The 26814-nt window shown below is 73.4% G+C and carries 24 protein-coding genes and 1 pseudogene; 13 read left to right on the top strand and 12 right to left on the bottom strand.

Annotation, left to right across the window (positions count from 1 at the left end; translation table 11 throughout):
* The first annotated feature begins 121 nt into the window (after positions 1-121).
* Positions 122-595 (top strand): hypothetical protein, encoded by a 474-nt coding sequence (locus tag ACHZ99_RS27955; protein ID WP_420307540.1) that lies wholly within the window; start codon positions 122-124, stop codon positions 593-595.
* A 19-nt stretch (positions 596-614) separates the two neighbouring features.
* Here the strand turns inward: ACHZ99_RS27955 and ACHZ99_RS27950 are convergent, their stop codons facing one another.
* The 4 genes and pseudogenes from ACHZ99_RS27950 to ychF form a co-directional block, all read right to left on the bottom strand.
* Entirely contained in the window at positions 615-1397 is a 783-nt protein-coding gene (locus ACHZ99_RS27950) for a transposase (RefSeq protein ID WP_420307562.1), read from the bottom strand.
* A 54-nt stretch (positions 1398-1451) separates the two neighbouring features.
* Positions 1452-2015, bottom strand: a pseudogene (locus ACHZ99_RS27945) (ISL3 family transposase); the annotation flags it as partial.
* The gene (locus ACHZ99_RS27940; protein WP_420307561.1) at positions 2003-2128 is read right to left on the bottom strand and encodes a transposase family protein; all 126 of its coding nucleotides are present in this window, start codon (positions 2126-2128) and stop codon (positions 2003-2005) included. The pseudogene ACHZ99_RS27945 and the gene ACHZ99_RS27940, both read right to left, overlap by 13 nt.
* 638 nt (positions 2129-2766) lie before the next feature.
* A complete protein-coding gene (gene ychF, locus ACHZ99_RS27935) occupies positions 2767-3855 on the bottom strand; it encodes a redox-regulated ATPase YchF (RefSeq protein WP_420307539.1) in 1089 nt (362 codons plus the stop codon).
* Positions 3856-4040: 185 nt separating this feature from the next.
* Between ychF and ACHZ99_RS27930 the strand changes: the two genes are divergently transcribed.
* Positions 4041-4754: a DUF6542 domain-containing protein gene (locus tag ACHZ99_RS27930; RefSeq protein ID WP_420307538.1), complete on the top strand. Its 714-nt coding sequence runs from the start codon at positions 4041-4043 to the stop codon at positions 4752-4754.
* Here ACHZ99_RS27930 and ACHZ99_RS27925 read toward each other — a convergent pair.
* Positions 4675-5676, bottom strand: a complete 1002-nt coding sequence (locus ACHZ99_RS27925) for a 4-hydroxy-3-methylbut-2-enyl diphosphate reductase (RefSeq protein ID WP_420307537.1) — start codon at positions 5674-5676, stop codon at positions 4675-4677. The two genes, ACHZ99_RS27930 and ACHZ99_RS27925, sit on opposite strands and share 80 nt — an antisense overlap.
* A gap of 108 nt (positions 5677-5784) precedes the next feature.
* On the opposite strand from ACHZ99_RS27925, the gene xseA reads away from it, so the two are divergent.
* Positions 5785-6996: an exodeoxyribonuclease VII large subunit gene (xseA, locus tag ACHZ99_RS27920; protein ID WP_420307536.1), complete on the top strand. Its 1212-nt coding sequence runs from the start codon at positions 5785-5787 to the stop codon at positions 6994-6996.
* Between the two features lie 21 nt (positions 6997-7017).
* Positions 7018-7341: an exodeoxyribonuclease VII small subunit gene (locus ACHZ99_RS27915; protein WP_420307535.1), complete on the top strand. Its 324-nt coding sequence runs from the start codon at positions 7018-7020 to the stop codon at positions 7339-7341.
* An 11-nt stretch (positions 7342-7352) separates the two neighbouring features.
* Here the strand turns inward: ACHZ99_RS27915 and ACHZ99_RS27910 are convergent, their stop codons facing one another.
* Positions 7353-7880 (bottom strand): DUF4245 domain-containing protein, encoded by a 528-nt coding sequence (locus tag ACHZ99_RS27910; RefSeq protein WP_420307534.1) that lies wholly within the window; start codon positions 7878-7880, stop codon positions 7353-7355.
* A 207-nt stretch (positions 7881-8087) separates the two neighbouring features.
* Between ACHZ99_RS27910 and glpX the strand changes: the two genes are divergently transcribed.
* The gene (gene glpX, locus ACHZ99_RS27905) at positions 8088-9134 is read left to right on the top strand and encodes a class II fructose-bisphosphatase (RefSeq protein ID WP_420307533.1); all 1047 of its coding nucleotides are present in this window, start codon (positions 8088-8090) and stop codon (positions 9132-9134) included.
* A gap of 138 nt (positions 9135-9272) precedes the next feature.
* Here glpX and ACHZ99_RS27900 read toward each other — a convergent pair whose 3' ends face one another.
* Together ACHZ99_RS27900 and ACHZ99_RS27895 are read right to left on the bottom strand one after the other, a co-directional pair.
* The gene (locus tag ACHZ99_RS27900; protein ID WP_420307532.1) at positions 9273-9638 is read right to left on the bottom strand and encodes a WhiB family transcriptional regulator; all 366 of its coding nucleotides are present in this window, start codon (positions 9636-9638) and stop codon (positions 9273-9275) included.
* Between the two features lie 200 nt (positions 9639-9838).
* Positions 9839-10531, bottom strand: a complete 693-nt coding sequence (locus ACHZ99_RS27895) for a DUF1707 SHOCT-like domain-containing protein (protein ID WP_420307531.1) — start codon at positions 10529-10531, stop codon at positions 9839-9841.
* A gap of 169 nt (positions 10532-10700) precedes the next feature.
* Between ACHZ99_RS27895 and ACHZ99_RS27890 the strand changes: the two genes are divergently transcribed.
* On the top strand, positions 10701-12401 hold the full coding sequence (locus ACHZ99_RS27890) for a fumarate hydratase (RefSeq protein ID WP_420307530.1): 1701 nt from the start codon (positions 10701-10703) through the stop codon (positions 12399-12401).
* Between the two features lie 130 nt (positions 12402-12531).
* On the opposite strand, the gene ACHZ99_RS27885 is transcribed toward ACHZ99_RS27890, so the two are convergent.
* Positions 12532-13233: a hypothetical protein gene (locus tag ACHZ99_RS27885; protein ID WP_420307529.1), complete on the bottom strand. Its 702-nt coding sequence runs from the start codon at positions 13231-13233 to the stop codon at positions 12532-12534.
* A gap of 174 nt (positions 13234-13407) precedes the next feature.
* Between ACHZ99_RS27885 and ACHZ99_RS27880 the strand changes: the two genes are divergently transcribed.
* From ACHZ99_RS27880 to ACHZ99_RS27850, 7 genes are all read left to right on the top strand, one after another.
* Positions 13408-14844, top strand: a complete 1437-nt coding sequence (locus tag ACHZ99_RS27880) for a class II fumarate hydratase (RefSeq protein ID WP_420307528.1) — start codon at positions 13408-13410, stop codon at positions 14842-14844.
* 24 nt (positions 14845-14868) lie between these two features.
* On the top strand, positions 14869-15726 hold the full coding sequence (locus ACHZ99_RS27875) for a DUF402 domain-containing protein (RefSeq protein WP_420307527.1): 858 nt from the start codon (positions 14869-14871) through the stop codon (positions 15724-15726).
* A 121-nt stretch (positions 15727-15847) separates the two neighbouring features.
* Positions 15848-17908: a SpoIIE family protein phosphatase gene (locus ACHZ99_RS27870; protein ID WP_420307526.1), complete on the top strand. Its 2061-nt coding sequence runs from the start codon at positions 15848-15850 to the stop codon at positions 17906-17908.
* Between the two features lie 312 nt (positions 17909-18220).
* Positions 18221-18745 (top strand): PadR family transcriptional regulator, encoded by a 525-nt coding sequence (locus tag ACHZ99_RS27865; protein ID WP_420307525.1) that lies wholly within the window; start codon positions 18221-18223, stop codon positions 18743-18745.
* On the top strand, positions 18742-19458 hold the full coding sequence (locus tag ACHZ99_RS27860) for an ABC transporter ATP-binding protein (RefSeq protein ID WP_420307524.1): 717 nt from the start codon (positions 18742-18744) through the stop codon (positions 19456-19458). The genes ACHZ99_RS27865 and ACHZ99_RS27860 overlap by 4 nt, the downstream gene beginning before the upstream one ends.
* Positions 19455-21854 (top strand): ABC transporter permease, encoded by a 2400-nt coding sequence (locus ACHZ99_RS27855; protein ID WP_420307523.1) that lies wholly within the window; start codon positions 19455-19457, stop codon positions 21852-21854. Before ACHZ99_RS27860 ends, ACHZ99_RS27855 begins: the two co-directional genes overlap by 4 nt.
* Before the next feature lie 159 nt (positions 21855-22013).
* The gene (locus ACHZ99_RS27850; RefSeq protein ID WP_420307522.1) at positions 22014-22553 is read left to right on the top strand and encodes a carboxymuconolactone decarboxylase family protein; all 540 of its coding nucleotides are present in this window, start codon (positions 22014-22016) and stop codon (positions 22551-22553) included.
* A gap of 15 nt (positions 22554-22568) precedes the next feature.
* Here the strand turns inward: ACHZ99_RS27850 and ACHZ99_RS27845 are convergent, their stop codons facing one another.
* The 3 genes from ACHZ99_RS27845 to ACHZ99_RS27835 form a co-directional block, all read right to left on the bottom strand.
* Complete coding sequence (locus tag ACHZ99_RS27845) at positions 22569-24026, bottom strand: AI-2E family transporter (RefSeq protein WP_420307521.1); 1458 nt, start codon at positions 24024-24026, stop codon at positions 22569-22571.
* 236 nt (positions 24027-24262) lie between these two features.
* Entirely contained in the window at positions 24263-24979 is a 717-nt protein-coding gene (locus ACHZ99_RS27840) for a transglycosylase SLT domain-containing protein (protein WP_420307520.1), read from the bottom strand.
* A gap of 415 nt (positions 24980-25394) precedes the next feature.
* Positions 25395-26705: a PhoH family protein gene (locus ACHZ99_RS27835; protein ID WP_420307519.1), complete on the bottom strand. Its 1311-nt coding sequence runs from the start codon at positions 26703-26705 to the stop codon at positions 25395-25397.
* Between the last annotated feature and the right edge of the window lie 109 nt (positions 26706-26814).

Below are 26814 nucleotides of genomic sequence, written 5' to 3'. Positions count from 1 at the left end.
CAAGAAGCCACCCGTATTCCGAATGTGATCGCTGAATTCCTGTTGGTCGGGCAAGAACCCGGATTGGTCGCGGGAGAGTTCGGATGTTCGTCTGCTCGCGTTGCGTTCGTGTGGGTGGCTGATGCCGTCGGTGCTCGGTCTGCTGGAGGCTCGGAGGAAGAGGGTCCGTGAAGAGGTGGCCCGGCTGCGGGAGGAGGCCGAGCGGATCGCGGCCGCGCTGAGTGCGGCGGGAGCGCAGCTGCGGCGGCTGGGCCGGGCCCGCGAGACCGTCACCGAGGTGCTGGCCGAGCCTGAGGCCACCGAGACGGTTCAGGTCCAGGCGGCGGTGGCGGGCTCGGCTGTGCCGCACCGCGCTGAGGGCGTGTCGGTGGCGGTGCTCGCGGTCGAATACCAACGGGTCCCGTCGGTCCTGGCCGCGCCGGGGGCCGCTGACGGGTTGCGGGCGAAGCAGATCGCGCTCGCCCTGGGCAAGCCGACGGCCCCGGCCCGTGTCGAGGGGGTGCGCTCGCGGCTGCAGCGGCTGTCTGCGAGGGCTGGTGTCGGCGTACGAGTTCTGCTCCCCAGCTGCGTACGGATGAACGGGGTCTGTCGCTGATCTTGTGACGCGGGGTTGGTCAGGTGCGCAGGAGGATGCGGGTGCGGAGGAGGTCGAGTTTGGCTCGGCCGTATCCGGCGCGCTTGAGGAGCTTCATCCTCGTAACTTGGCCTTCCACCTGGCCAGAGCTCCAGGAACTCGACAGTCCGGCGGTGACCGCGTCGAGATCGTGCCGGAGCCCGTGTGCGAACCGGCTCAGGTGCGGCAGGGCTTCTTCGTCGATGCCCGCGGTCCAGGTGAGAAGGTCTTCGCCGCGGTGTTCATGCATGAGGTTCGCGAAGGCGCGGACGTGATCGACAGTGGCGTCGAGTTCGGGGCAGGCTGCTCGGATCTCCTTGACGCCGACAGCTTCGTCGGGACGCAGGCGCTGAGGATGGGTCATGATCCATCGCAGAGCCCGGCGGGGCTTGGGCAGTGCCGGCGGCGGAGGCGTGGTGACGACGCCATCTCGCAGCAGACGGACGTAGCGGCTCACCGCGGTCCGCTCGCCTCTAAAGCCCTGGTCACGGACTTCTCGGAAGAGCTGGCTGGCGTTGCGGCAGCCGTGGGTGAATCGATCGTAGATGTAGGGCTTGTAGTCGTCAAGCCTGGTGCGGCGCTGGGTGACCTTGACCAGCAGCTCGTCGACGTTCGCCGTGCGCGCGTAGCGGCGGACCGCGTAGTAGTCGAGGTCCAGGTCGCGGCTGATGCCGCGTAACGAGCGCCCTTCAGCGTGGAGGTTCTGAACAGCCTGGTGGCGTTCACGGATGGTGGCCACGATCCGGCGGGGCTGTCCACGGACGTCGAGGAAGCCGTCCGGCATGACAGGTAGTTCCGGTTCGTTGGCGGCAGCGGCGGCTTCATGGGCGGACCGGAGACAGCCGTAGTGCGCGGAGACCGTCTTCTCCACGGCCTTCGACAGGTTGCTCCACAGGTGCCACACGTCAGCGACCTGGACCGCCTGCGGGGCAGCCTGCCTGGCGGCCTCCGCGTAGGCGGTAGCACGGTCCCGGCACACAATCTCCACCTCGGGATGGCCGGCCAGCCAGCGTGCCACCGGCTCGGCCTCCCGGCCAGGCAGAACGTCGACCGGCCGTCGGGCTTCGAGATCGACCAGAATCGTGGCGTAGGTATGGCCCTTGAGCAGGGCGAACTCATCCACCCCGAGCACACGAACCGCTCCCGCTTCTTGCAGTGGTGTGGTCCGAAGAAGTCGCAGGAGGGTGTCCTTGGCAACCGTCATTCCGAGCCTTCTGGCGAGCCTGGCCCCGGGCCTGCCGGCCAGCATTTCGGCGATGCGGTTCAACTGCCCACGACCTTGCGGCGTGTAGCGGGCATGAGGGCCGGTCAAACCCGGTATCTGCTCCGCGAACGTCACCGCCGGGCAATCGGCGGCCAGGCACTTAAAACGCCGTATGAGCAGCACAATCACCACCGGAACCCGCCCAACGGAGCGTCTCTCAACCGCCGCTCGTACCGTCCATGGACCCGACCTGATCTTCCGCCACACCGCGGACAGCACGCCGAAGCCGTACGCGAACGCGTACGCAACATGACAAGACCCGTACACCGGTCCACGGACTCCACGACCACACCCACCAGATGCGGCAGGACCCGCTGCAAACCCCCTGAGCTGCACACACACCGAGAACGATCAAGCCACCGCCCCGTCACAAGATCAGCGACAGACCCCGTTCGTCCGTACCGGGTTGAGCATCTTCATGTGTACGCCGACAGCAGGCTCCGCTTCCTCGCCGACTTCACCCCGACGGACCCGGAGCCGTCACCGTAGCCTCCGAACAGTTCGCCAACTACCAAACGCTCGGCTAAACCGAGAATCTCTCCGAACCGCCGGTGAGGGCTGCCAACCAGGCAGCCCTCACCGGCGGAGTCGTAATCCCGGATCCGCCACACCACGTCTGGGACGCCCCCTCCCGTGCGCGCACTCACCACGATGGACATGACGGCACGTCAGTTCATCCAGCCACGATCCAGCCACCCTGACGGTGACCACACCGTCACACACCGCTCCCGGCAGCCCTCCCACGCCCCCGACCTGCGAAAACGTGAAACCCGCAGCTATCACCCAGCTACTCAAACATTCCGCGGGACCGCGACCACACACCATCCGCACAACCCGCAGGAGGCCCCTGACCTGCGAATTCATCGCGCGGAGCCAGGGACGGAATCATTCATACATTGAAGCGGAATTCCACCACGTCGCCGTCGCGCATCACGTAGTCCTTGCCCTCCATGCGGGCCTTGCCCGCCGCGCGGGCTTCGGGCACCGAACCGGTGGCGACCAGGTCGTCGAAGGAGATGACCTCCGCCTTGATGAAGCCCTTCTGGAAGTCCGTGTGGATCACGCCCGCCGCCTCCGGGGCCGTCGCGCCCTTCTTGATGGTCCAGGCGCGGGCCTCCTTCGGGCCGGCGGTCAGGTAGGTCTGCAGGCCCAGGGTGGCGAAGCCGACGCGGGCGAGGGTGACCAGGCCCGGTTCTTCCTGGCCGACGGACTGGAGGAGTTCGAGGGCGTCGGGCTCGTCGAGTTCGGCGAGTTCGGACTCGAGTTTGGCGTTGAGGAAGATGGCCTCGGCCGGGGCGACGAGGGCGCGCTGTTCGTCCTTGAAGGACTCGTCGGTCAGTTCGTCCTCGTCGACGTTGAAGACGTAGAGGAACGGCTTGGCCGTCAGCAGGTGCAGGTCGTGCAGGAGGGCGGCGCGTTCGGTGCCCTGGGCGATGCCGGCGGCGAAGAGGGTCCGGCCGGCTTCGAGGATGGTCTTGGCCTCCTCGATGGCGGTGAGTTTGGGGGCGAGGTCCTTTTTGATGCGGGATTCCTTCTGGAGCCGCGGGAGGACCTTTTCGATGGTCTGCAGGTCGGCGAGGATGAGTTCGGTGTTGATGGTCTCGATGTCGCCCTTGGGGGAGATCTTGCCGTCGACGTGGACCACGTTCTCGTCCCGGAAGGCGCGGATGACCTGGCAGATCGCGTCGGACTCGCGGATGTTCGCCAGGAACTTGTTGCCCAGGCCCTCGCCCTCGCTCGCGCCGCGCACGATGCCGGCGATGTCGACGAAGTCGACGGTTGCCGGGAGGACGCGCTGGGAGGCGAAGATGTCCGCCAGGGTGGCGAGGCGGGGGTCGGGGACGCCGACGACGCCGACGTTGGGCTCGATGGTGGCGAACGGGTAGTTGGCCGCCAGCACCTCGTTCTTGGTCAGGGCGTTGAAGAGGGTGGACTTGCCGACGTTCGGCAGGCCGACGATTCCGATCGTGAGCGACACGTGAAGGACTTCCGGTACGAGGTACGGGGACGGGGTCGCGGCGCGGCGGACGGACCCGGGGGTCGATTCTACGGGGGTGGGCCGGGCGCCCGGGGGTGTGGATCCGGTGGGACCCCGGCGCTCCGAATGAGCGCATTCTGTGCCCCTCCCGGGGTTTCCCGGGCCGGGGGGCCTAACGTGGGACGATGCAGCATCACCGTACGAACACGGATCCCGACGGAGAGCGACGGCGGGCTCACGTCCCGCGACCGGCGCGCGAGCCCGGCGGCCGCGCCGGGGCCGGGCGCCGGGAGAGCGCCCAGGTGTACCGGGCGGCCGCGGGGCGGCCCGTGCCGCCGGTGGTGCGCGGTCTGCTGCGGCCCGCCGGGCCGCGGCTGACGGCGGCCGGCGGGGGGCTGCTGGCGGTGGCGGTGATGCTGGGGGCTGGGGTGTTCGTGCAGGTGGTGATGGGGACCGCGCCGGTGTTCTTCGGGGCGGTGTTCCTGGTGCTGTCGCTGTGCTGCGCGCTGTGGGTCCGGCCCGCGGACGTCGTCGCCGCGCCGATCGCGATGCCGATCGCCTTCGCCGCCGGGACGCTTGCCGTCGGCGAAGGCTCGGGCGGCCTCAGCTCGCACCTGATGGCCGCCGGTACGGCCATCGCCCTGGAGGCGCCGTGGCTCTACGGGGGCACGCTGCTCGCCGCGGCCGTCGCGCTGCTGCGGCACTTCGCCCTGCTCGCCGTCCGGCGCGGGGACGGCGGGGAGCACCGCCGTCCGGCGGCCGCCGGGGGGCGTACGCCCCCACCGTCCCGGCGGCGCGTACCCGAGCAGCCCGCCGCCGTCAGTCCGTCTCGCCGGCGCTCAGCGCGGCAGCCTCGGCGCGCAGGTCGCGGCGGAGCTCCTTCGGCAGGGAGAAGGTGATCCGCTCGTCCATCGGCTGCACCAGGTCCACGTCGCCGTAGCCGCGCTCGGCCAGCCACTCCAGCACGCCGTCGACCAGCACCTCCGGCACCGACGCCCCGGAGGTCACGCCGACCGTCGCCACGCCCTCCAGCCACGCCTCGTCGATCTCCTCCGCCCCGTCGACCAGGTACGACGCGGACGCGCCGGCGTCGAGCGCGACCTCGACGAGCCGCTTGGAGTTCGACGAGTTCTGCGAGCCGACGACGAGCACGAGGTCCGACTCCGCGCCCACCTGCTTGACCGCGACCTGCCGGTTCTGCGTGGCGTAGCAGATGTCGTCGCTCGGCGGGTCGAGCAGGTTGGGGAAGCGGCCCTTGAGCCGGTCGACGGTCTCCATGGTCTCGTCCACCGACAGCGTGGTCTGCGACAGCCAGACGACCTTGTCGGGGTCGCGCACCTCGACCTGCTCGGCGCCCTCCGGGCCGTCGACGAGCTGGACGTGGTCGGGCGCCTCGCCCGAGGTGCCGACGACCTCCTCGTGGCCCTCGTGGCCGATGAGGAGGATGTCGAAGTCGTCCTTGGCGAACCGGACGGCCTCCTTGTGCACCTTCGTCACCAGCGGGCACGTCGCGTCGACCGTCGCGAGCCGGCCCTGCTTCGCCTCGTCGTGGACGACGGGGGCGACGCCGTGCGCGGAGAAGATGACGATGTTCCCGGGGGGTACCTCGGCGGTCTCCTCGACGAAGATCGCGCCCTTCCGCTCCAGCGTCTGTACGACGTACTTGTTGTGCACGATCTCGTGGCGCACGTACACCGGTGCGCCGTACTGCTCAAGCGCCTGCTCCACCGCGATCACCGCCCGGTCCACGCCGGCGCAGTAGCCCCGGGGAGCGGCGAGAAGGACGCGACGGGCGGGCTGCGGGGTGCTCGAAGCAGTCATGGCGCCCATGGTACGGAACGCCGCCTCCGCGGTTCGAGGGCGCGGCCGCCCGCGGGGCCGCGCCGGAGCCGCCCCCCGGTGTCGTACCCCGCCGTTAGGCTCGGGGCCATGGCGGTGAACACGGCCGAGACGCCCATGCCCGTCGGGGTGGTCTCGCGGAAGATCGGCGGCTGGATCGACCGGCTGGGCGCGCTCTGGGTGGAGGGGCAGATCACCCAGCTGTCGCGGCGGCCGGGCGCCGGCGTGGTCTTCATGACGCTGCGCGACCCGGCGCAGGAGGCCTCCCTGACCGTGACGTGCTTCCGCGACGTGTTCGACAAGGTGGCGGATGTCATACAGGAAGGCGCGCGCGTCGTCGTCTTCGCCAAGCCCGTCTGGTACGCGCCGAGCGGCCAGCTCTCGCTGCGCGCGGCCGAGATCCGCCCGGTGGGTGTCGGGGAGCTGCTCGCGCGGCTGGAGCGGCTGAAGAAGGCGCTGGCCGCGGAGGGGTTGTTCGCGCCGGAGCGCAAGAAGCCGCTGCCGTTCCTGCCGCGCCGCATCGGGCTGGTGACGGGCCGGGCGTCGGCGGCGGAGCGGGACGTGCTGGAGACGGCGCGGCACCGGTGGCCGGCGGTGCGGTTCGAGGTGCGGCCGGTGGCGGTGCAGGGGGTGCACGCGGTGCCGCAGATCGTCAAGGCCGTGCAGGAGCTGGACGGTCACCCGGAGGTGGACGTCATCATCGTGGCGCGGGGCGGCGGCAGCGTGGAGGATCTGCTGCCGTTCTCGGACGAGCAGCTGGTACGGGCCGCGGCCGCGTGCCGTACGCCGCTGGTCTCCGCCATCGGCCACGAGCCGGACAACCCGCTGCTGGACCACGTCGCGGACCTCCGGTCCCGCACGCCGACGCACGCCGCCAAGGACACGGTGCCGGACGTCGGCGAGGAGCACGTGCGGATAGAGCAGCTGCGGCTGCGCGCGCTGCGGGTGCTGACCGGGGTGCTGGACCGCGAGGAGCGCGGGCTGGCGGCCTGGATGAGCCGGCCGTCGATGGCCGAGCCGTACGGGATCGTCGACGAGCGCGCGGAGATGGTGGACGCGCTGCTGGCGCGCAGCCGGCGGACGCTGGCGCACGTGCTGGACCGCGCGGACTCCGAGCTGGAGCACACCCGCGCCCGCGTCGTCGCCCTCTCCCCCGCGTCCACGCTCAAGCGGGGCTACGCGGTGCTGCAACGGGGGGACGGCGCGGCGGTGCGCGCGGCGGACGAGGTGCGCGCGGGTGAGGAGCTGCGCGCGCGGGTCGCGGACGGGGAGTTCGGTGTCACGGTCGGCCCGGTGTCGTAGGCGGGTTCTAGGGTGGGGGCCATGGCAGAGACGAAGGACCGGGGGACTCTCGGTTACGAGCAGGCGCGGGACGAGCTGATGGAGGTCGTGCGCCGGCTGGAGTCCGGCGGTTCGACCCTGGAGGAGTCCCTGGCGCTGTGGGAGCGCGGGGAGGAGCTGGCGCGGATCTGCCGGCAGTGGCTCGACGGCGCCCGTGAGCGGCTCGACGCGGCGCTGGCGGAGCCGGACGAGGCCGGCGAGCCGGCCGGGTCGGGGGACGGCGAAGGAGAGGGCGGAGACGGGGACGAGGACGGAGACGGAGATGGGGGCGGGGACGCGGCGGGGGCCGCGGGCCGTGCGGGCTGAGCCCGCGGTGGCTACTTCTCCTCCAGCGCCTTCACCATCCGCTCCAGCTGCTTCGGGCTCCCCGTCCCGGTGACCACCGTCGTCACGCCGTCGCCCTCGCGCACCAGCGCGTCGTACGACTCGCCCTCGTACCGCGCCCACTCCTCGCCGGCCACCCGCCGGCTCTCGCCGGTCGGCCGCGCCTCGTGGGTGACCTTGCGCACGAAGGCGGCGGAGTTCTTGCTGCCCTGCTCCACCGCCACGTACTCGTCGTCGGGCGTGACGAAGCCCAGGTGCCACGTCGTGCCGTGGTCGCCGGTGGACCGGTAGTCCACGGAGTTGGCCCGCCAGTCGTCCGGCAGGCCCACCGGCGCGACCACCGGGAACGGCGCCACGCGGCGGACCTGGCCCAGCTCCTGGGTGAAGGAGACGGCCGCCATCTCCTGGTCGTCGTCGCCGCGCGGGATGGCGCCGAAGTAGACGACCAGCGCCACGCCGCACGTGACGGTCAGGGCGCCCGCCAGGTTGCGCACCGTCCGCATGCTGTTCCTGTCTGCCACCCCTCCATCGTCCCTCATCCCGGAGCGGTCCCTCCCGCGGGGTCGGGCACGCGCCGGGCGGGGGCCGGAACCGACCCGCTCATCCGAGGGGCGGTGTGCTCAAAATGGCGATAAACCGATAGGCTCGTACCCGCCCCCTACGCAGCCCGGCCCGCCACCCCCCTACCACCCCCTACGGCCGTCGACCGAGCGGAGAGGTCCTCCCCGATGCCGCAGTCCCACGAGACGCCCCACCACCTCCCCGAGCAGCTGGAGGTGGCCCCCGAGGCCCCCGACCGCAACCTCGCCCTGGAGCTCGTCCGGGTCACCGAGGCCGGCGCCATGGCCTCCGGCCGCTGGGTCGGCCGCGGCGACAAGAACGGCGCCGACGGCGCCGCCGTGCGCGCCATGCGCACCCTGGTCAGCACGGTCTCGATGAACGGCGTGGTGGTGATCGGCGAGGGCGAGAAGGACGACGCCCCGATGCTCTTCAACGGCGAGCGCGTCGGCGACGGCACCGGGCCCGAGTGCGACGTGGCCGTCGACCCGGTCGACGGCACCACGCTCACCGCCAAGGGCATGGGCAACGCGGTCTCCGTGCTGGCCGTCGCCGAGCGGGGCGGCATGTTCGACCCGTCCGCGGTCTTCTACATGGACAAGCTCGCCACCGGCCCCGAGGCCGCCGAGTACGTCGACATCAACGCGCCCGTCGCCGCCAACATCCGCCGCGTCGCCAAGGCCAAGGGCGGCACCGCGCAGGACGTCACCGTCTGCGTGCTGGACCGGCCGCGCCACGACGGCCTGGTGCAGGAGGTCCGGGAGGCGGGGGCGCGGATCAAGTTCATCTCCGACGGCGACGTCGCCGGCGCCATCATGACGGCCCGCGACGGCACCGGCGTCGACCTGCTGCTCGGCGTCGGCGGCACGCCGGAGGCGGTCATCGCGGCCTGCGCGATGAAGTGCCTGGGCGGTACGTTCCAGGGCCGGCTGTGGCCGCGGGACGACGAGGAGCGCCGGCGGGCGCTCGACGCCGGGCACGAGCTGGACCGTACGCTGATGATCGACGACCTGGTCAGCGGCGAGAACGTGTTCTTCGTCGCGACCGGGATCACGGACGGGGAGCTGCTGCGCGGCGTGCGCTACCGGGCGGACCGGGCGTTCACGCAGTCGTTGGTGATGCGCTCGAAGAGCGGGACGATCCGGCAGATCGAGTCGGAGCACCGGCTGTCGAAGCTGCGCGCGTACAGCTCGATCGACTTCGACCGGCCCCAGTAGTCCGGCCCCGGGCCGCGGCGGCGCATACGTTCCGGGCGAGCGCCGCTGGAGGAGCCGTCCCCGGATGCACGGCCCTGGATGCGTGGTCGCGGGGTGAACGGCCCCGGCAGAACCGTTTGTCCAGGGCCGTCGACCGCCTCAGCCCGCCTGCGCTATCCCCCGCGGCGCGGTCAGCTTCTCCGCCGCGTCACGCCGCCGGCGGCGCGCCTGCACCACCCGCCGCTCCGCCGCCGTGAGCCCGCCCCACACGCCGTACGGCTCGGGCAGCAGCAGCGCGTGCTCCCGGCACTCGACCATCACCGGGCAGCGCGCGCACACCCGCTTCGCGGCGGCCTCGCGCGACAGCCGGTCGGCGGTGGGCTCCTTCGACGGTGCAAAGAACAGCGCGGCCTCGTCCCGCCGGCACACCGCCTCCGTGTGCCAGGGATCCCCCTCTTCCCGCCGGCCCGTGCGCTGGCTCGGCACCCGGGCTTCCTGCAGGGACTGCTGGTGGGACTGCAGCACGGTCCACTCCTGACGACGGCATTGGCGGATCAGGGACAAAGCTGTCTCGTAAGGCGTACGACCGTTCGCACCCGCAGCCGTACGGAGGATTACGATGCACGTGCTCTACCCGCTGTGCGCGCGCTTATGCGCCGAGTCGCCACCCGGCCTGGAGCGCCTCCTTCCGCGTCTCCGGGGGCTGTTGGGGCGGTGGTAGGGGGTCAGTGGCCCAGGCCGTGCTTGCGCATCCGGTCCGTCAGGTTCTTCAGGATCTTGCCACGTTTCCCCTTGGCCTCCACCCCGCCGAAGAGCGCGAAGCCGGTGACGACCACGACCGGCGCCCGGGGGTCGTCCGCCTCCTGGGCGTGCACGTCGAAGCCGCCGAAGACGGCCGTGCCGGAGCCGCGCAGGGACACGTTCTCCGGGACCTTGATGTCGACGCCGCCGAAGATGGCGGTCGCGTTGATCACGATCTCCTGCTGGTGGAAGACCGCCTCGGTCAGGTCGATGTCCACGCCGCCGAAGAGCGCGAACGCCGACGTCCTGCGGCCCACGCTCCAGCGGCCGCGGCGCCCGGAGCCGCTGAAGATCGCGACGAGGGTCTGCGGCTGCGGCGGCGGGTACGTGCCCGGGGGCGGGGACGCCGCCGCGGGGCCGGGCTCGCGGCGGCCCACGGGCAGGTCGCGTACCAGCGGCTCCAACTCGCCCACGGTCTTCGCGTTGTACACGCCGTCGATCCGCTCGGCGTGCTCCTCCGGGTCCAGCCGGCCCTCGGCGAGCGCCTCGCGGAGGATGTCGGCGACCCGGTCGCGCTCGGCGTCGGAGGCGCGCAGCTCTCCCTCCGCGACCGGCTTCTTCGACAGCGACGGCGGGGCGGCGGGCACGGGCGCGTTGTCGCGCGGGGTCTCGTCCACGGCACCAGCCTAACCAAACGCGATACATCGTGACTAGGGCCCGTCCGCCCGGCGGCGCGGGCGGCCGTCCTAATCTGGAGGGCGCACGGCCACCCCCGCCCACCCAAGACCGCCGGACCCCGACGGACCACGACGGACCCCGACGGCGACCCGACCCAGAAGGAACGCGATGACCCAAACCGCCCGCCCCGCCAGCCCCGCGTTCCAATACACGGACCTCCTCCCGCTGGGCGCGGACACCACGACGTACCGCCTGCTGACGACGGAGGGCGTGCGCACGGTCGAGGCGGGCGGCCGTACGTTCCTGGAGGTCGACCCGGCGGCGCTGCGGCTGCTCGCCGCCGAGGCGATGCACGACATCTCGCACTACCTGCGCCCCGCCCACCTCGCCCAGCTGCGCGCCATCTGCGACGACCCCGAGGCGTCGGCCAACGACAAGTTCGTCGCGCTCGACCTCCTCAAGAACGCCAACATCTCGGCCGCCGGCGTGCTCCCGATGTGCCAGGACACCGGCACGGCGATCGTCATGGGCAAGCGCGGGCAGCACGTGCTGACCGAGGGGCGGGACGAGGAGGCGCTGTCGCGCGGGGTGCACGACGCGTACACGAAGCTCAACCTGCGCTACTCCCAGATGGCCCCGCTGACCATGTGGGACGAGAAGAACACCGGCACCAACCTGCCCGCGCAGGTGGAGCTGTACGCGGCCGACGGGGACGCGTACAAGTTCCTCTTCATGGCCAAGGGCGGCGGCAGCGCCAACAAGTCGTTCCTCTACCAGGAGACGAAGGCGGTCCTCAACGAGGCGTCGATGCTCCGCTTCCTGGAGGAGAAGATCCGTTCGCTGGGCACGGCCGCCTGTCCGCCGTACCACCTCGCGATCGTCGTCGGCGGCACCTCCGCCGAGTACGCGCTGAAGACCGCGAAGTACGCGTCCGCGCACTATCTCGACTCGCTGCCCACCGAGGGCTCGCCCGCCGGGCACGGCTTCCGCGACACCGAGCTGGAGGCCAAGGTCTTCGAGCTGACGCAGACCCTCGGCATCGGCGCGCAGTTCGGCGGCAAGTACTTCTGCCACGACGTGCGCGTCGTCCGGCTGCCGCGGCACGGCGCGTCCTGCCCGGTGGCGCTCGCGGTCTCCTGCTCCGCCGACCGGCAGGCGCTGGCGAAGATCACGGCGGAGGGGGTCTTCCTGGAGCAGCTGGAGCACGACCCGGCGCGCTTCCTGCCCGACACGACGGCGGCGGAGCTGACCGCGGGGTCGGACGACGGCGTCGTACGGATCGACCTGGCCCGGCCGATGGCCGAGGTGCGGGCGGAGCTGACGAAGTACCCGGTCAAGACGCGGCTGTCGCTGACCGGCCCGCTGGTCGTGGCCCGCGACATCGCGCACGCGAAGATCAAGGAGCGGCTGGACGCGGGCGAGGAGATGCCGCAGTACCTGAAGGACCACCCGGTGTACTACGCCGGCCCGGCCAAGACCCCCGAGGGCTACGCCTCCGGCTCCTTCGGCCCGACGACGGCGGGGCGGATGGACGCGTACGTCGAGCAGTTCCAGGCGGCGGGCGGGTCGATGGTGATGCTGGCCAAGGGCAACCGCTCGAAGCAGGTCACCGACGCCTGCGCCGCGCACGGCGGGTTCTACCTGGGGTCGATCGGCGGGCCGGCGGCCCGGCTGGCGCAGGACTGCATCAAGAAGGTCGAGGTCCTGGAGTACGAGGAGCTGGGCATGGAGGCGGTCTGGCGGATCGAGGTGGAGGACTTCCCGGCGTTCGTCGTCGTCGACGACAAGGGGAACGACTTCTTCACCGACCCCGGCCCGGCGAAGCCGTTCGTGACGAGCATCCCGGTGCGGGGCGCGGCCACGCCGTAGCGGGGCGTACGGGGCGGGGCGCACGCGGCGCGTACGGGCGCGGCGGGGCGGCCGAGTCGCGCCGGGCGCCCCCCGCGGACGTACGCGCCGGACGGCGCGCCCCCCGGCCGCGACCCGCCCCGCCCCGCCCTCAGCCGCGCCGCCTGGCCGCCGCCCGGCGGCGGAGCGCGTACACCAGCCCGCCGCCGCCCAGCAGCAGGGCGCCCGCGCCCAGCCCGTACGCGGCGCCGGTCTCGGACTCCTCCGCGGCCTGCCCGCCCGCGCCGTCGTCGCGGTTGCGGCCGTCGTCGCCGGTGCGCACCGGGGTGGCGGTGAGCTTGTCGATGTCCGGCGCGCACACCACCGGTCGCTCCGCGCCCTTCGCGAACGCGCACGCCGTGGCGGCCAGCTCGCCCTTCGTCGGCACGCCGGCGGCCAGCCGCGTGCGCGCGGTGAACTCGGCCTTCTTGTGCCCCTTCAGGTCCGCCGTCCAGCTCACCTCGCGCCCGCGGACCCGGGCGCCCTCGCCCGGCTCGACCAGCTCCATGCCCTCCGGGAGCGTCTGCCGGATCTCGATGCCCTCGATGGGCCCGTCCTGGAGGCTGGCGACACGGATGGTGTACGTGGCCTCCTCGCCGGGCGCGGAGGTCTTGCGCCCGTTGCCGATGGCGATCTTCATCGCGGGGCCGGTCACCCCCGGTACGTCCCTGCCCTTCCCGTCGTCCTGCTGGTGGTGGAGGGCGCCCGCCGGCTGGGCGGCGGCGGCGAGCAGACCGCAGGCGAGGGCCCCGGCGCGTACCCCGTTGCGGATACGGGGAACGCGAGGGCTACAGATGCGAAGGCTGGTCGTCACGTCACTCCTCGGGCCGAATAAGTCAGATTCTCCGTTATCTCCCTGTCCTGACCGATTCCACCGCGCCGCCGCGCACCCCCGCCGCAGCCGCCGCGGCAAGTCCGCGGCTGTCCCCCGCCGAATCCACCGTTCGGCGCACGGGCGGTGTCGGTGGCCGGTCGTATCCTCGGCAGCATGAGCCAGCCCGACGACCAGTCCCCCGCCGAACGCCCCGGATCCGACGGCTTCCGCACCGAGCACGACTCCATGGGCGAGGTCCGCGTCCCCGCCCGCGCCAAGTGGCGCGCCCAGACACAGCGGGCCGTGGAGAACTTCCCGGTCTCCGGGCTGCGCCTGGAGTCCGCCCACATCGCCGCGCTGGCCCGGATCAAGGCCGCCGCGGCGAAGGTCAACGCCGAGCTGGGCGTGCTGGACGCCGACGTCGCCGCGGCGGTGCAGGCGGCGGCGGAGGAGGTGGCGACGGGCCGGTGGGACGCCGAGTTCCCGGTCGACGTCTTCCAGACCGGCTCCGGCACCTCGTCGAACATGAATATGAACGAGGTGCTGGCCACCCTCGCCCAGGAGAAGCTGGGCCCGGAGGGGCCGGTGGTCCACCCCAACGACCACGTCAACGCCAGCCAGTCGTCGAACGACACCTTCCCCTCCTCCATCCACATCGCCGCCACCGGCGCGGTGGTGGAGGACCTGATCCCGGCGCTGACCCACCTGCAGACGGCGCTCGCGGCCAAGGCGGAGGAGTTCGCGGAGGTGGTCAAGTCGGGGCGTACGCACCTGATGGACGCCACCCCCGTCACCCTCGGCCAGGAGTTCGCCGGCTACGCCGCCCAGGTCGGCGCCGGCGTCGAGCGGCTGCGGTCCGCGCTGCCGCGGCTGGCGGAGCTGCCCCTCGGCGGCACCGCGGTCGGCACCGGCATCAACACCCCGCCCGGCTTCGCCGCCGCCGTCATCGCCGAGGTGGCGCGGGCCACCGGGCTGCCGCTGACCGAGGCCCGCGACCACTTCGAGGCGCAGGGCGCCCGGGACGGCCTGGTGGAGACCTCGGGCCAGCTGCGCACGATCGCGGTCGGCCTCACCAAGGTCTGCAACGACCTGCGCTGGATGGGCTCCGGCCCGCGCACCGGGCTCGCCGAGATCTCCCTGCCCGACCTGCAGCCCGGCTCGTCGATCATGCCGGGCAAGGTGAACCCGGTGGTGCCGGAGGCGGTGCTGATGGTCTGCGCCCAGGTCGTCGGGAACGACGTGACGGTCACCACCGCCGGCGCCTCGGGCAACTTCGAGCTGAACGTCATGCTGCCCGTCCTCGCCCGCAACGTGCTGGAGTCCGTACGGCTCCTCGCCAACGCCGCCCGCCTGCTGGCCGACCGCACGGTCGACGGCATCACGGCGCACGCCGACCGCGCGCGGGAGTACGCGGAGTCGTCGCCGTCCGTCGTCACGCCTCTCAACCGCTACCTGGGCTACGAGGAGGCGGCCCGGGTGGCGAAGAAGTCGCTCGCCGAGCGCAAGACGATCCGCGAGGTGGTGCTGGAGGGCGGCTATGTGGAGCGCGGGCTGCTCACGGCGGAGCAGTTGGACAGCGCCCTGGACGTGCTGCGGATGACCCGGCCGTGACCGGGCGCCGGATACGATCGGCGGATGCACGGGCCAGACGCGACGCCTGACGGCGGGCACAACGGCAGGGCCGGCGGGGGCGGCGGCAGCGGCGAGGGCGGCGCAGCGGTCGGCACAGACGGAACGGGCGGAACGGGCGGAACGGGCGGAACGGGCCGGACCGCCGGCGACGTCCCGGGCGGTCCGGCCCGGTGGGCCCCGGGGGACCACATCCTCTGGCGCTACCGCGCCAACGGCCCGGACGCCGCGGACGCCGCGGACGGGCCCGGCGACGCCGGCCGCCCGCCGGGCCGCACCGTCGCCGTCTGCCGCCCGGTCACCGTCGTCCGCGACGACGCCGAGACGCTCGCGGTCTGGATGGCGCCGGACACCGAGTGCGTACGCCCCGTGCTCGCCGACGGCACCGAGCTGCACCGCGAACCGCTGGTCACCCGCTATACCAAGCCCCACCGGCCGCACCGCACCCGCTGGTTCGGCGCCGGCGTGCTGAAACTCGCGCGGCCCGGCGAGCCGTGGTCCGTCTGGCTCTTCTGGGAGAACGACTGGAATTTCAAGTGCTTCTACGTCAACCTCGAAGCACCGCGGGTGCGGTGGTCCGGGGGCGTGGACTCCGAAGACCACTACCTGGACCTCGTCGTGCGCGCGGACCGCTCCTGGGAGTGGCGCGACGAGGACGAGTTCGCCGCGGCCCAGCGGGCGGGGCTGATGTCCGCGCCCCGGGCCGCGGCCGTACGGGAGGCCGGCCGGCAGGCGATCGACGCCATCCAGGCGTGGGGGCCGCCGTTCTCCGCGGGCTGGGAGCGCTGGCGGCCGGACCCGAAGTGGACAGTTCCGCTTCTTCCGGCGGATTGGGACCGCACACCGGCTCGCTTGTCTTCATGAGCCTCTTGCTGCGCCCCGGTAGGTCAAACGTAGGATCGACGTCCACAGCACCGCAGTGCCCACAACTCAACCCGCCCTGTGGAGACTTGGGTGGAAACGGCCGGATGGACGGTACCGACACGTGACGGAGCGCGACAGGCGGCGGGCAGCCGCCGAGCGGACGGAGTCCGGCAACACCCTGGCCGCCTCCGGCACGGAGGAGGCGGTGGCGCCCGCCGGGACGGCCGCGAACCCGGGCGACGGTATCCCCGACCCGCGTGACGCCCTGCACCGCGCGCAGCCCGGGAAGCCGGGGAAACCCGCCAAGCCCGGCAAGCGCGGCAAAACCGGGAAGCAGCCCGCGGCGGACTCCGCCGGCGGCGTCCCCGCGCACCAGGGCGCCGACGACACGCCCAGCGGCGGCCGGCCGCGCCCCCAGCCGGGCGCCGGCACCGGTGCCGACCCGGCCCGGGCGGCGGGCCGGCAGGAGGAGGACGCCGCCTCCGCGCGGCTGCGGTTCCTCGGCGCGGCGACCCGCCGGGTCGCCCGCGGCATCGACCTGGACGAGATCGTCCTCGGCCTGTGCCGCTCCGTCGTCCCGTCCTTCGCCGACGCGATCCTCGTCTACCTGCGCCACCCGCTGCCGGTCGGCGACGAGCAGCCGACGGAGCCGTTCCGGCTCAAGCTGCGGCGCACCGACCGGATCACCGACGGCGTCGAGGACGTCGACAGCATGGGCGGCAGCCGCCTGCTGCCCGCCGCCCCGGAGCCGGAGGCCCCGGGGCTGGCCGCGGCCGAGCAGGTCGACGTCGTACGCGCCGGGGCGCTCCTCGAAGTGCTGCGCGGCGTCCGCCCGGTGTTCGGCGAGACGCTGGCCGCCCGCGCCGCGCTCATCGAACTGCTGGGCCGGGAGAGCCCGCTGGCGAACGCGCCGGCCGACAAGCGCACGATCGTCGCGCCGCTGCGCGGCCGGCGCCGCGTGATCGGGGTGGCGGTGCTCGTACGGGGCCCGGCGCGGCCCGCGTACGGGCCGGACGACCTGCTGATCGCCGCCCAGCTGGCCACGCACACCGCGCTCGGCGTCGACAAGGCGGTGATCTACGACCGCGAGGCGTACATCGCCGACCAGTTGCAGCGCACGATGCTCCCCGAGTACCTGCCGCAGCCGACCGGCGTCCGCCTCGCCAGCCGCTACCGCCCCGCGGCCGAGACCGCACGGGTCGGCGGCGACTGGTACGACGCGATCCCACTGCCCGGCAGCCGGGTCGCCCTCGTCGTCGGCGACGTCATGGGCCACTCCGTGACCTCCGCGGCGATCATGGGCCAGCTGCGCACGGCCGCGCAGACCCTGGCGCAGCTCGACCTGCCGCCGCAGGAGGTGCTGCACCACCTCGACGAGCAGGCGCAGCGCCTCGGCGACGACCGCATGGCCACCTGCCTGTACGCGGTCTACGACCCGATCGCGCACACCCTCACCGCCTCCAACGCCGGCCACCCGCCGCCGGTCCTGCTCCGCCGCGACGGCGGCAGCGAGGTGCTGGACGTACCGCCGGGCGCGCCGATCGGGGTCGGCGGGGTGGGCTTCGAGGCGGTGGAGTTGCAGGCGCCGCAGGGGTCGACGCTGCTGCTGTACACGGACGGCCTGGTGGAGTCCCGGCTGATGGACGTCTCCACCGGTATCGACCAGCTGTGCGCGCGGCTGACCCGCACGGCGGCGCTGACCGGCCCGGGCAACCCGCCGCCGCTGGAGCCGCTGTGCGACGAGGTGCTGGACGTCCTCGGCCCGGGCGACCGGGACGACGACATCGCGCTGCTGGCGGCGCGGCTGGACGGCATAGCGCCGAGCGCGGCGGCGCAGTGGGCCCTGGACCCGCGGGCGCAGGCGCCGCGCGAGGCGCGGTCGCTGGCGCGGGGGGCGCTGGCGGGGTGGGGCCTGGAGGAGCTCACGGACGTCGTGGAGCTGCTGGTGAGCGAAGTGGTGACGAACGCGGTGCGCTATGCGCAGCGTCCGGTCACGCTGCGGCTGGTGCACACGGACCGGCTGCGGTGCGAGGTGGTGGACGACGTGCCGCAGCTGCCGCGGATGCGGCGGGCGGGCCCGGCGGATGAGGGCGGCCGGGGGATGTTCCTGGTGAACAAGCTGGCGCGGCACTGGGGTGCGGAGCGGTTGAGCGTCGGCAAGGTGGTCTGGTTCGAGATCTGAGGCGCGTGCGGGCGGTCCCGGCCGGGGAGTGATCCCCGGCCCCCCGTCGCGCGCCGGCGCGCACGCGTAGCGCGGTGTGATCCGCGCGTACGACCGCGTCCGCAGATCCGGCGCCCACGCCGCCCCGGTCGTACGCCACGTCACCGCACTCCCACCCGGTCCACTCCCCCGGCTCCGGCGGCTTCCGCCAACCTCCCGCCACCCGTACGGCCGCGACCGCGAGCAGCCCCGCACCGCCGCCCACACCCTGCGTGAGGTACTGCACACCCCGTCTATACACTCAACGTATACACACCGTGTAGAGTGCTCAGCATGACGATCGGCCACACTCTCCTCGGGCTCCTGGAGTCCGGCCCCCGCCACGGCTACGACCTCAAGCGCGCCTTCGACGAACGGTTCGGCCACGACCGCCCCCTGCACTACGGGCAGGTCTACTCCACGATGTCCCGGCTGCTGAAGAACGGCCTCGTCGAGGTCGACGGCATCGAGCCCGGCGGCGGCCCCGAGCGCAAGCGGTACGCCATCACCGACGCCGGTGTCACCGACGTCGCCGCGTGGCTGGCCGCCCCCGAGAAGCCCGAGCCGTACCTGCAGTCGACCCTCTACACCAAGGTCGTCCTCGCGCTGCTCACCGGCCGCGACGCCGCCGACCTGCTCGACGTGCAGCGCGCGGAACACCTGCGGCTGATGCGCGAGCTGACGCGGCGCAAGAAGGGCGGCGACCTCGCCGACCAGCTGATCTGCGACCACGCCCTGTTCCACCTGGAGGCCGACCTGCGGTGGCTGGAGCTCACCGCCGCGCGCCTCGGCAAACTCGCCGCGGAGGTCCGCGCATGAGCGCCGCCCCGGCCCCCCACACCCCCGCCGACCCGCCGCCGCTCCTCACCGCCACCGACCTGCGCAAGGTCTACGCCGGCACCGCCGCGCTCGACGGCGCCGACTTCGCCGTCGCCGCCGGCGAGACCGTCGCCGTCATGGGCCCCTCCGGCTCCGGCAAGTCCACCCTGCTGCACTGCCTCGCCGGCATCGTCCCGGCCGACGCCGGCACCGTGACGTACGCGGGCCGCGACCTCGCCGCGCTGTCGGACGCCGAGCGCAGCGCCCTGCGCCGCCGGGAGTTCGGCTTCGTCTTCCAGTTCGGCCAGCTCGTCCCGGAGCTGTCCTGCGTCGAGAACGTCGCGCTGCCGCTGCGCCTGACCGGCCTGGGCCGGCGCGACGCCGAGCGCGCGGCCCGGCCGTGGCTGGAGCGGCTGGAGGTGGACGACGTGACGCACAAGCGGCCGGGCGAGATCTCCGGCGGCCAGGGCCAGCGCGTCGCCGTCGCCCGCGCGCTGGCGACCACCCCGCGGGTGCTGTTCGCGGACGAGCCCACCGGGGCGCTGGACTCAATCAACGGCGAGCGCGTGATGGAGCTGCTCACCGCCGCCGCGCAGGACAGCGGCGCCGCGGTCATCCTGGTCACGCACGAGCCGCGGGTCGCCGCGTACGCCGACCGCGAGGTCGTCGTACGCGACGGGCGGACCCGCAGCCTGGAGCGGGCCGGCCGATGAGCGACGTACGCGACGCGACGCCGGCGGCCCCCGTACCGGCCTCCGGCCCGCCGCCGCCCGACTCCCGCGGCCCGCTGCGGACCTGGGCCGACGACCTGCGCATGGGCCTGTCGTTCGCGCTCCGCGGCGGGCGCGAGGGCTGGCTGCGCACCGTGCTCACCGCCGTCGGCGTCGGCCTCGGGGTGGCGCTGCTGCTGCTCACCACGGCCGTCCCCGGCGCCCTCGCCGACCGCGACCAGCGGGAGCTGGACCGTACCGAGACCGGGCCGTCCCCGTCCGCCGGGGACGGGCGGACGGGCGGGGACACGCTGCTGGTGGGCTACGTGGACACCGAGTTCGACGGCACCGGCATCCGCGGCCGGCTGCTGCGCCCCGAGGGCCCCGGCGCGCCGCTGCCCCCGGGCCTCGAACGCCTCCCGGAGCCCGGCGAGATGATGGTCTCCCCCGCGCTCGCCGACCGCCTCGACGACGGCGACGCGGAGCTGCTCCGCGAGCGCCTGGACCACCGCGTCGCCGGCACCGTCGCCGACGCCGGCCTCGTCGACCCCACCGAGCTGTTGTACTACGCGGGCAGCGACGACATCGCCGCCGCCGACGTCAACGTCGAACGCGTCGCCGCCTTCGGCGACGAGGCGCTGGACGAGGACATGGACCCGGTGCTGGTGCTGCTGTCGATGATCGTGTTCGTCGCGCTGCTGATGCCCGTCGCGGTGTTCCTCATCGCGGCCGTACGCTTCGGCGGCGAACGCCGCGACCGCCGGCTCGCCGCGCTCCGGCTCGTCGGCGCCGACGCCCGCGCGGTGCGCCGGATCGCCGCCGGCGAGGCGCTGGCGGGGGCGCTGCTCGGACTCGCCGTCGGCACGGGGATGTTCCTCGTCGGCCGGTGGCTCGCGGGCCGGGTGACGGTGGCCGGGATGAGCGTCTTCCCCGCCGACCTGAACCCCGCACCGGCGCTCGCCGCGCTGGTCGCCGTGGGCGTGCCCGCCGCGGCCGTCGGGGTCACCCTGCTCGCGCTGCGCGGCGTCGTCATCGAACCGCTCGGCGTCGTGCGGTCGGCGCGGCCCGTACGGCGGCGCATCTGGTGGCGGCTGCTGCTGCCGGCCGGCGGACTCGCCCTGCTCGCGCCGATGATGGGCGGCAACCCCGGGGTCGACGGCTACCCGGAGTGGCAGGTCGTCGGCGGCACCGTGCTGCTGCTGACCGGCATCACCGCGCTGCTGCCCTGGCTGGTCGAGGCCGTCGTCGCCCGCCTCGGCCCGGGGCCGGCGTCCTGGCAGCTGGCCGTGCGCCGCTTGCAGCTGAGCAGCGGGACCGCCGCCCGGCTGGTCAACGGCATCGCCGTGGCCGTCGCCGGGGCCATCGCGCTGCAGATGGTCTTCGCCGCAGTCGAGGACGACTACACCGAGCAGACGGGCATCGAGGCCGCCGAGAACCGGCTCACGGTCTACGCCGCCCCCGGGCAGGACCTCCGGGTGAGCGAGCAGATCGCCGCGACCGAGGGCGTACGCGGGACCGTCACCGACATCAGCGCCGTCGTCGGCGGCACCCGGCGCAACCCGGACACCTCCGCGACGCTGACCGTCGGCACCTGCGCCGAGCTGCGCGAGGTCGCGAAGCTCCCCGACTGCCGCGACGGCGACGTCTTCTTCCTCACCGGCACGTACGGCGCCGCCGACAGCCGGCGGCTGGCCTCCGCCGGCGACCCGGTGTACCTCGACCCGACGTACGACGGCATCGCCGGTCGGGAGCTGGCCTGGACCCCGCCGCCCGGGGCCCGGCCCGCCAAGGCCCGCCGCGCCCCCGACGGCGTCACGTACGACGGCATCGCGGCCACCCCCGCCGCCGCCCCCGACGTCCACGGCTCCGGCGCGTACAACGCCTTCGTCGACATCCGGCTCGACCCGGCCGTGCCGGACGCGGCCGAGCACGTACGCAACACGGTCGCCGCCGTCGACCCGCTGCTGTCCGTGCACTCGCTGGAGTACGAGACCGTCGAGGAGGACTTCGCCGGCATCCGCACCGGGCTGGTGGTGGGCGCCACCTGCGTGCTGATGCTGATAGGCAGCAGCCTGCTCGTCGGCCAGCTCGAACAGCTGCGGGAGCGGCGCAAGCTGCTCTCGTCGCTGGTGGCCTTCGGGACCCGGCGCACCACGCTCAGCCTGTCCGTGCTGTGGCAGACGGCGATCCCGGTGGCGCTGGGCATGGCCCTGTCGACGGCGTTCGGGCTGGTCCTGGGCGCGGTGCTGCTGCGCATGACGAACACGCCCCTCGTGGTCGACTGGTCGTCGGTGCTGACGATGGGGGTGGCGGGCGCCGCGGTGGTCGCGGCGGTCACGGCGCTGAGCATGCCGCTGCTGGTCCGGCTGATGCGGCCGGACGGGCTGCGTACCGAGTAGGCGGGGAGGCCGGAGGGCGGGCCCGGGGGCGGTCCGGCGCGCGTGGGGGGCGCGCCGGGCCGCTCCCGTACGCACCGGGGCGCCCGACGCGGCGCGGGCGCGCGGCGCGGCGCGGCGCGGTGTGCGGGCGGGGGGCGTACGTTCTGTAGGGTCGGGCGCGTGGCACTCGACGCGCTCCGGCAGGCCCTCCCCGGCTACGCCGCGGACCTCCGCCGCAACCTGGCCGCGGTCGTCGACGACGGCCGCCTGCCCGAGCCGCAGTTGTGGGGCGCCCTGCTCGCCTGCGCCGTCGCCGTACGCTCCGCCCCCGTGCTGCGCGCGGTGGCCCCGGAGGCGCGGGCGCGGCTGACGCCCGAGGCGTACGACGCCGCCCGCACGGCCGCCGCGACGATGGCGACCAACAACGTCTTCTTCCGGGCCCGGCACCTGCTCTCCGACCCCGGGTACGGCCACCTGCGCGCGGGGCTGCGCACGAACGTCCTGGGCCCGCGCGGCGTACCGAAGGCGGACTACGAGCTGTGGTGCGTCGCCGTCTCCGCCGTGGGCGGCTGCGGCGCCTGCCTGGACGAGCACGAGCGCGCGCTGCGGCGCACCGGCGCCGGCCGTGAGACGGTGCAGGAGGCGCTGAAGGTCGCCGCGGTCGTGCACGCCGTCGGCACGGTCCTCGACGCGGAGGCCGCGCTCGACGGCACCGGCTGACCCGCCGCCCGCCGTCTAGCTCTTCGCGCCGTCCTTCGCCTCCGGGCCGTCTCCGCCGTCCAAGCCGCCCGAACCGCCCGCGCCGGACTCCGCCGGGCCCGCGGGGCCGTTCCGGCCCGCCGTATCCGCCGCCTCCGCGCCCGGCGCGGGGGCGTCGGCCGGCGCGGCCGGGGAGACGTCGAGGATCGTTGCCCCGTGCGGCCCCGGCCCCGGATCGTCCGCGTGCTCGCGGTGGTACGCCCGGAGATACCCGATCGCCGTATTGAGCACCGCGATCAGCGGCACCGCCACCACCGCGCCCGGGATGCCCGCGACCAGCGTGCCGGTGGCCACCGCGAGCACCACCGCCAGCGGGTGCACCCGCACCATGCGGCCGAGGATGAACGGCTGGAGGATGTGCCCCTCGATCTGCTGCACGAGCAGCACCACGCCGAGCACCAGCAGCGCGGTGACCAGGCCGTTCGTCACGAACGCCACGACCACCGCGAGCGCGCCGGAGACCAGCGCGCCGACGAGCGGCACGAACGCGAAGAGGAAGATCAGCACGGCCAGCGGCACGGCCATGGGCACGTCGAGGATGAAGATGCCGATGCCGATGAACACGGCGTCGATGAGCGCCACCAGCACCGTGCCGCGCACGTAACCGGTGAGCGTGGCCCACACCTTCGGGCCGGCGCCCGCCACCGCGTCGCGGGCGTTGACGGGGATGAAGTTCAGGCTCCACTTCCAGATGCGCTCGCCGTCGTAGAGCAGGAAGAGGGTGACGAAGGCCGCGATGGCGGCGCCGGAGAAGAACTCCAGGACGTACGAGACGCCTTCGAGCCCGGCGGAGGTGACCTCGCTGGAGTTCTCGCCGAGCCAGTCGCTTATCTCGTTGCCGATGTTGTTGATCTGCTTTTCCTGCACGTGGAACGGCCCGTCGATGAGCCACTCCTGGGCGTCGTCGATGCCCTGCTGGATGCGGTCGGTCAGATCGTCGATGTTCTCCATGATCTGCCAGACCACGAACCAGCCGACGAGGCCGATCGCGACGAAGCCGCCGATGAACGTGGTGGCGGTGGCGAGCCCCTGGCTGAAGCCCCAGCGGCGCAGCCGCGCCACCGTCGGCTGCATCAGCGCGGTGAGCAGCAGGCCGACCGCGAAGGCGATGACGACGAGGCTGACCACGCTGATGATCTGCATCAGCACCCAGATCAGCCCGGCCAGGACCAGCAGCCGCCAGCCGACCTCGGCGGCGACCCGGACCCCCCACGGCACGACCCCGGCCGGCGCCGGCCGCGGCGGCGGGCCGGGGGGCCGCGCGGCGGCGGCCGGTTCGGCGGGCTCGGGTGCGGCGGCGGGGGCGTCCTCGACGACGGGCCGCCCGGGTCCGGACTTCTCCGCGGCGGCAGCGGCGGCCGCGGCCCGGCGCCGCTCCGCCATCCGGCTGGCCCGCTCGCCCACCCCGCCGAGCCAGTCCGTCAACTTCGACATAACAGTCAGTCCTCACGCCGCCCACGGCCACGCCGCAGTCCCGTCCGTCACCCGCACGACCGTACACGGCCGGTGGCCCGGCGCGCGGTCCGCTCGACCAACTAGGACGTGCCGGACGTCAGCGGCGGTTCCGCGCATCTGCGGCGGGCCCGCATCGGCGCCGGGAAAGGGGAACGCCCCCGGCGGCGGGGCCGGGGGCGTTCGCGGGGCACGGCGCGCGGGGCGTCGCGCGGGGTTCAGTACCAGCCGTTGGCCTGCCAGAACTCCCAGCCCCCGCAGGGGCTGCCGTAGCGGTCGTTCATGTAGTTGAGGCCCCACTCGATCTGCGTGGCCGGGTTGGTCTGCCAGTCGGCGCCGGCCGAGGCCATCTTCGAGCCGGGCAGCGCCTGCATCAGCCCGTACGCGCCGGAGCTCGGGTTGGTGGCGGTGTAGTCCCAGCCCGACTCGTGGTCGACGATGTTGCTGAAGCACTGGTACTGGTCGGCCGGCACCATCTGCCGGGCCATGGCCTGCACGTCGGCGACGGAGTACGACGCCTGCGGCGCGAAGTCGCCCGCGTCGGCGGACGCGGCGGCCGAGCGGCTCGCGGCCTCCGCGGCCTCGCGCTCCTTCTCGGCGGCCTCCTCGGCCGCCTTGCGCTCGGCGGCTTCCTTCTTCTCCTCCGCGGCCTGCGCGGCGGACTTGCGGGCGGCCTCCTCGGCCGCCTTACGGGCGTCCGTGTGGGCGGCGTCGGCCTGGGCGTCCGCCTGCTCCGTGAGGGAGGCGGTCTGCACCTGGGCCGTGGCGCCGGCGGGTACGTCGGCGAGGAGTGTCGCGTCGGCGGCCGTCGCCTCGACGTTGGCCGTCGAGTCGTCGTCCTGCTCCGCACCCGCGGCCACGCCGACGACAGCGCCGACAGAGGTGACCGCAGTGGCGGAGGCCACGGCGAAACCCCGGACCGAAATCCGGCTCACACAAAGTCCTTCCAGCGTCGTCCGCTTCGGTGACCTCGCGGACGCGTCTTTGCCCCTGACACGGACCTCCCCTTGTTCCGGGCCGCCGACTGGGGCGGACCGACTGGTCACGGGAGGCGCGGACCCGGCCGCCCCCGCGTCGCGGGGGCCGGTACTGCGCTCGGGCGGCGTACGGCGGCTCTGTTCAGTTGAGTCGTGCTGCACCGGGATCGGTGCGGGGCCGTACGCAGGGCCTGACGAGTCCCAGACTCTGCCGGAGACGGACACCCGGACGCAATTCCCCGCCGGGTGGGAAAGCTCACATCGCGTTTGCCCCTCGGCGTTGACGGAAACCCGTGCGCAGCACTGGGCGCAACAGCTAAGCTGCTGCGCCCAGTTCACAGACGCGGGAAGAAGCACGCGGAGCAGTATCCCGCTATACCCGCCCGTCCTCCAGCATTTCGGTCACCAGCGCGGCGATCGGCGACCGCTCGGAGCGGTTGAGCGTCACGTGGGCGAAGAGCGGGTGCCCCTTCAGCTTCTCGACGACGGCCACCACACCGTCGTACCGTCCGACGCGCAGATTGTCCCGCTGCGCCACGTCGTGCGTGAGTACGACCCGGGAGTTCGTCCCGATCCGGGAGAGCACGGTCAGCAGGACGTTCCGTTCGAGCGACTGCGCCTCGTCGACGATGACGAACGCGTCGTGCAGCGAGCGGCCCCGGATGTGGGTCAGCGGCAGCACTTCGAGCATCCCGCGCGCGATGACCTCCTCGATGACCTCGCGCGAGGTGACCGCGGACAGGGTGTCGAACACCGCCTGCGCCCAGGGGCTCATCTTCTCGGCCTCGGTGCCGGGCAGATAGCCGAGCTCCTGGCCGCCGACCGCGTACAGCGGGCGGAAGACCATCACCTTCTGGTGCTGCCGGCGCTCCAGCACCGACTCCAGGCCCGCGCAGAGCGCCAGCGCGGACTTGCCCGTACCGGCGCGCCCGCCCATCGAGACGATGCCGACGCGTTCGTCCACCAGCAGGTCCAGCGCGATCCGCTGCTCGGCGCTGCGGCCGTGGATCCCGAACACCTCCCGGTCGCCGCGCACCAGCCGCACCCGCCCGTCGGGGGTGACCCGCCCGAGGGCCCGGCCGCGCTCGGACTGGAGTACGAGCCCGGTGTGCACCGGGAGGTCGTCGGCCTCCGGCACCGAGACGACCTCCGCGGCGAACAGCTCGTCGACCTGCTCGCCGCCGATCATCAGTTCGGCCATGCCGGTCCAGCCGGAGTCCGTGATCGCCAGCTCCGCGCGGTACTCCTCGGCGGCCAGGCCCACGGACGACGCCTTGATGCGCAGCGGCAGGTCCTTGGACACGACGGTGACGTCCTGCCCCTCGGCCTGGAGGTTGCGCGCGACGGCCAGGATGCGGGAGTCGTTGTCGCCCAGGCGGAACCCCGCGGGGAGCACCCCGATGTCGGTGTGGTTCAGCTCCACCCGCAGGGTGCCGCCGAGGTCGCCCAGCGGGATCGGCGCGTCGAGCCGGCCGTACTTCACCCGGTACTCGTCGAGCTGGCGGAGCGCCTGGCGGGCGAAGTAGCCCAGCTCCGGATGGTGCCGCTTGGCCTCAAGCTCGGTGACCACCACGACGGGCAGCACCACCTCGTGTTCGTCGAACCGCGCCATGGCCCGGGGGTCGGCCAGCAGGACGCTCGTGTCGAGGACGTAGGTGCGCCGGTCGGGCTTCTTGCTGTTCACCGGACACCTCCGAGGATGCCCCGGCCCGCGGACCGGGAAGGGATTACGCAACGTGAACGATCAGCTGCGCTGATCGAGAACCAAGACGGCACGGCATCACCGTGCGTCA

The organism is Streptomyces sp. MAR4 CNX-425 (genome assembly GCF_048656465.1).
Taxonomy (GTDB): Bacteria; Actinomycetota; Actinomycetes; order Streptomycetales; family Streptomycetaceae; genus Streptomyces.
Note: the sequence above shows the minus strand (reverse complement) of the source record. Positions and strands in the feature narration are given on the sequence as shown.

Excerpts from the sequence above, each read along its gene's own strand:
- ACHZ99_RS27930 (WP_420307538.1), top strand. The coding sequence starts at position 4,041 with ATGCAGCATCACCGTACGAACACGGATCCCGACGGAGAGCGACGGCGG.
- ACHZ99_RS27880 (WP_420307528.1), top strand. The coding sequence starts at position 13,408 with ATGAGCCAGCCCGACGACCAGTCCCCCGCCGAACGCCCCGGATCCGAC.
- ACHZ99_RS27940 (WP_420307561.1), bottom strand. The coding sequence starts at position 2,128 with ATGTTGCGTACGCGTTCGCGTACGGCTTCGGCGTGCTGTCCGCGGTGT.
- ACHZ99_RS27855 (WP_420307523.1), top strand. The coding sequence starts at position 19,455 with ATGAGCGACGTACGCGACGCGACGCCGGCGGCCCCCGTACCGGCCTCC.
- ACHZ99_RS27865 (WP_420307525.1), top strand. The coding sequence starts at position 18,221 with ATGACGATCGGCCACACTCTCCTCGGGCTCCTGGAGTCCGGCCCCCGC.
- ACHZ99_RS27955 (WP_420307540.1), top strand. The coding sequence starts at position 122 with ATGCCGTCGGTGCTCGGTCTGCTGGAGGCTCGGAGGAAGAGGGTCCGT.
- ACHZ99_RS27860 (WP_420307524.1), top strand. The coding sequence starts at position 18,742 with ATGAGCGCCGCCCCGGCCCCCCACACCCCCGCCGACCCGCCGCCGCTC.
- glpX (WP_420307533.1), top strand. The coding sequence starts at position 8,088 with ATGCCGCAGTCCCACGAGACGCCCCACCACCTCCCCGAGCAGCTGGAG.
- ACHZ99_RS27845 (WP_420307521.1), bottom strand. The coding sequence starts at position 24,026 with ATGTCGAAGTTGACGGACTGGCTCGGCGGGGTGGGCGAGCGGGCCAGC.
- ACHZ99_RS27915 (WP_420307535.1), top strand. The coding sequence starts at position 7,018 with ATGGCAGAGACGAAGGACCGGGGGACTCTCGGTTACGAGCAGGCGCGG.
- ACHZ99_RS27875 (WP_420307527.1), top strand. The coding sequence starts at position 14,869 with ATGCACGGGCCAGACGCGACGCCTGACGGCGGGCACAACGGCAGGGCC.
- ACHZ99_RS27890 (WP_420307530.1), top strand. The coding sequence starts at position 10,701 with ATGACCCAAACCGCCCGCCCCGCCAGCCCCGCGTTCCAATACACGGAC.
- xseA (WP_420307536.1), top strand. The coding sequence starts at position 5,785 with ATGGCGGTGAACACGGCCGAGACGCCCATGCCCGTCGGGGTGGTCTCG.
- ACHZ99_RS27950 (WP_420307562.1), bottom strand. The coding sequence starts at position 1,397 with ATGCCGGACGGCTTCCTCGACGTCCGTGGACAGCCCCGCCGGATCGTG.
- ACHZ99_RS27925 (WP_420307537.1), bottom strand. The coding sequence starts at position 5,676 with ATGACTGCTTCGAGCACCCCGCAGCCCGCCCGTCGCGTCCTTCTCGCC.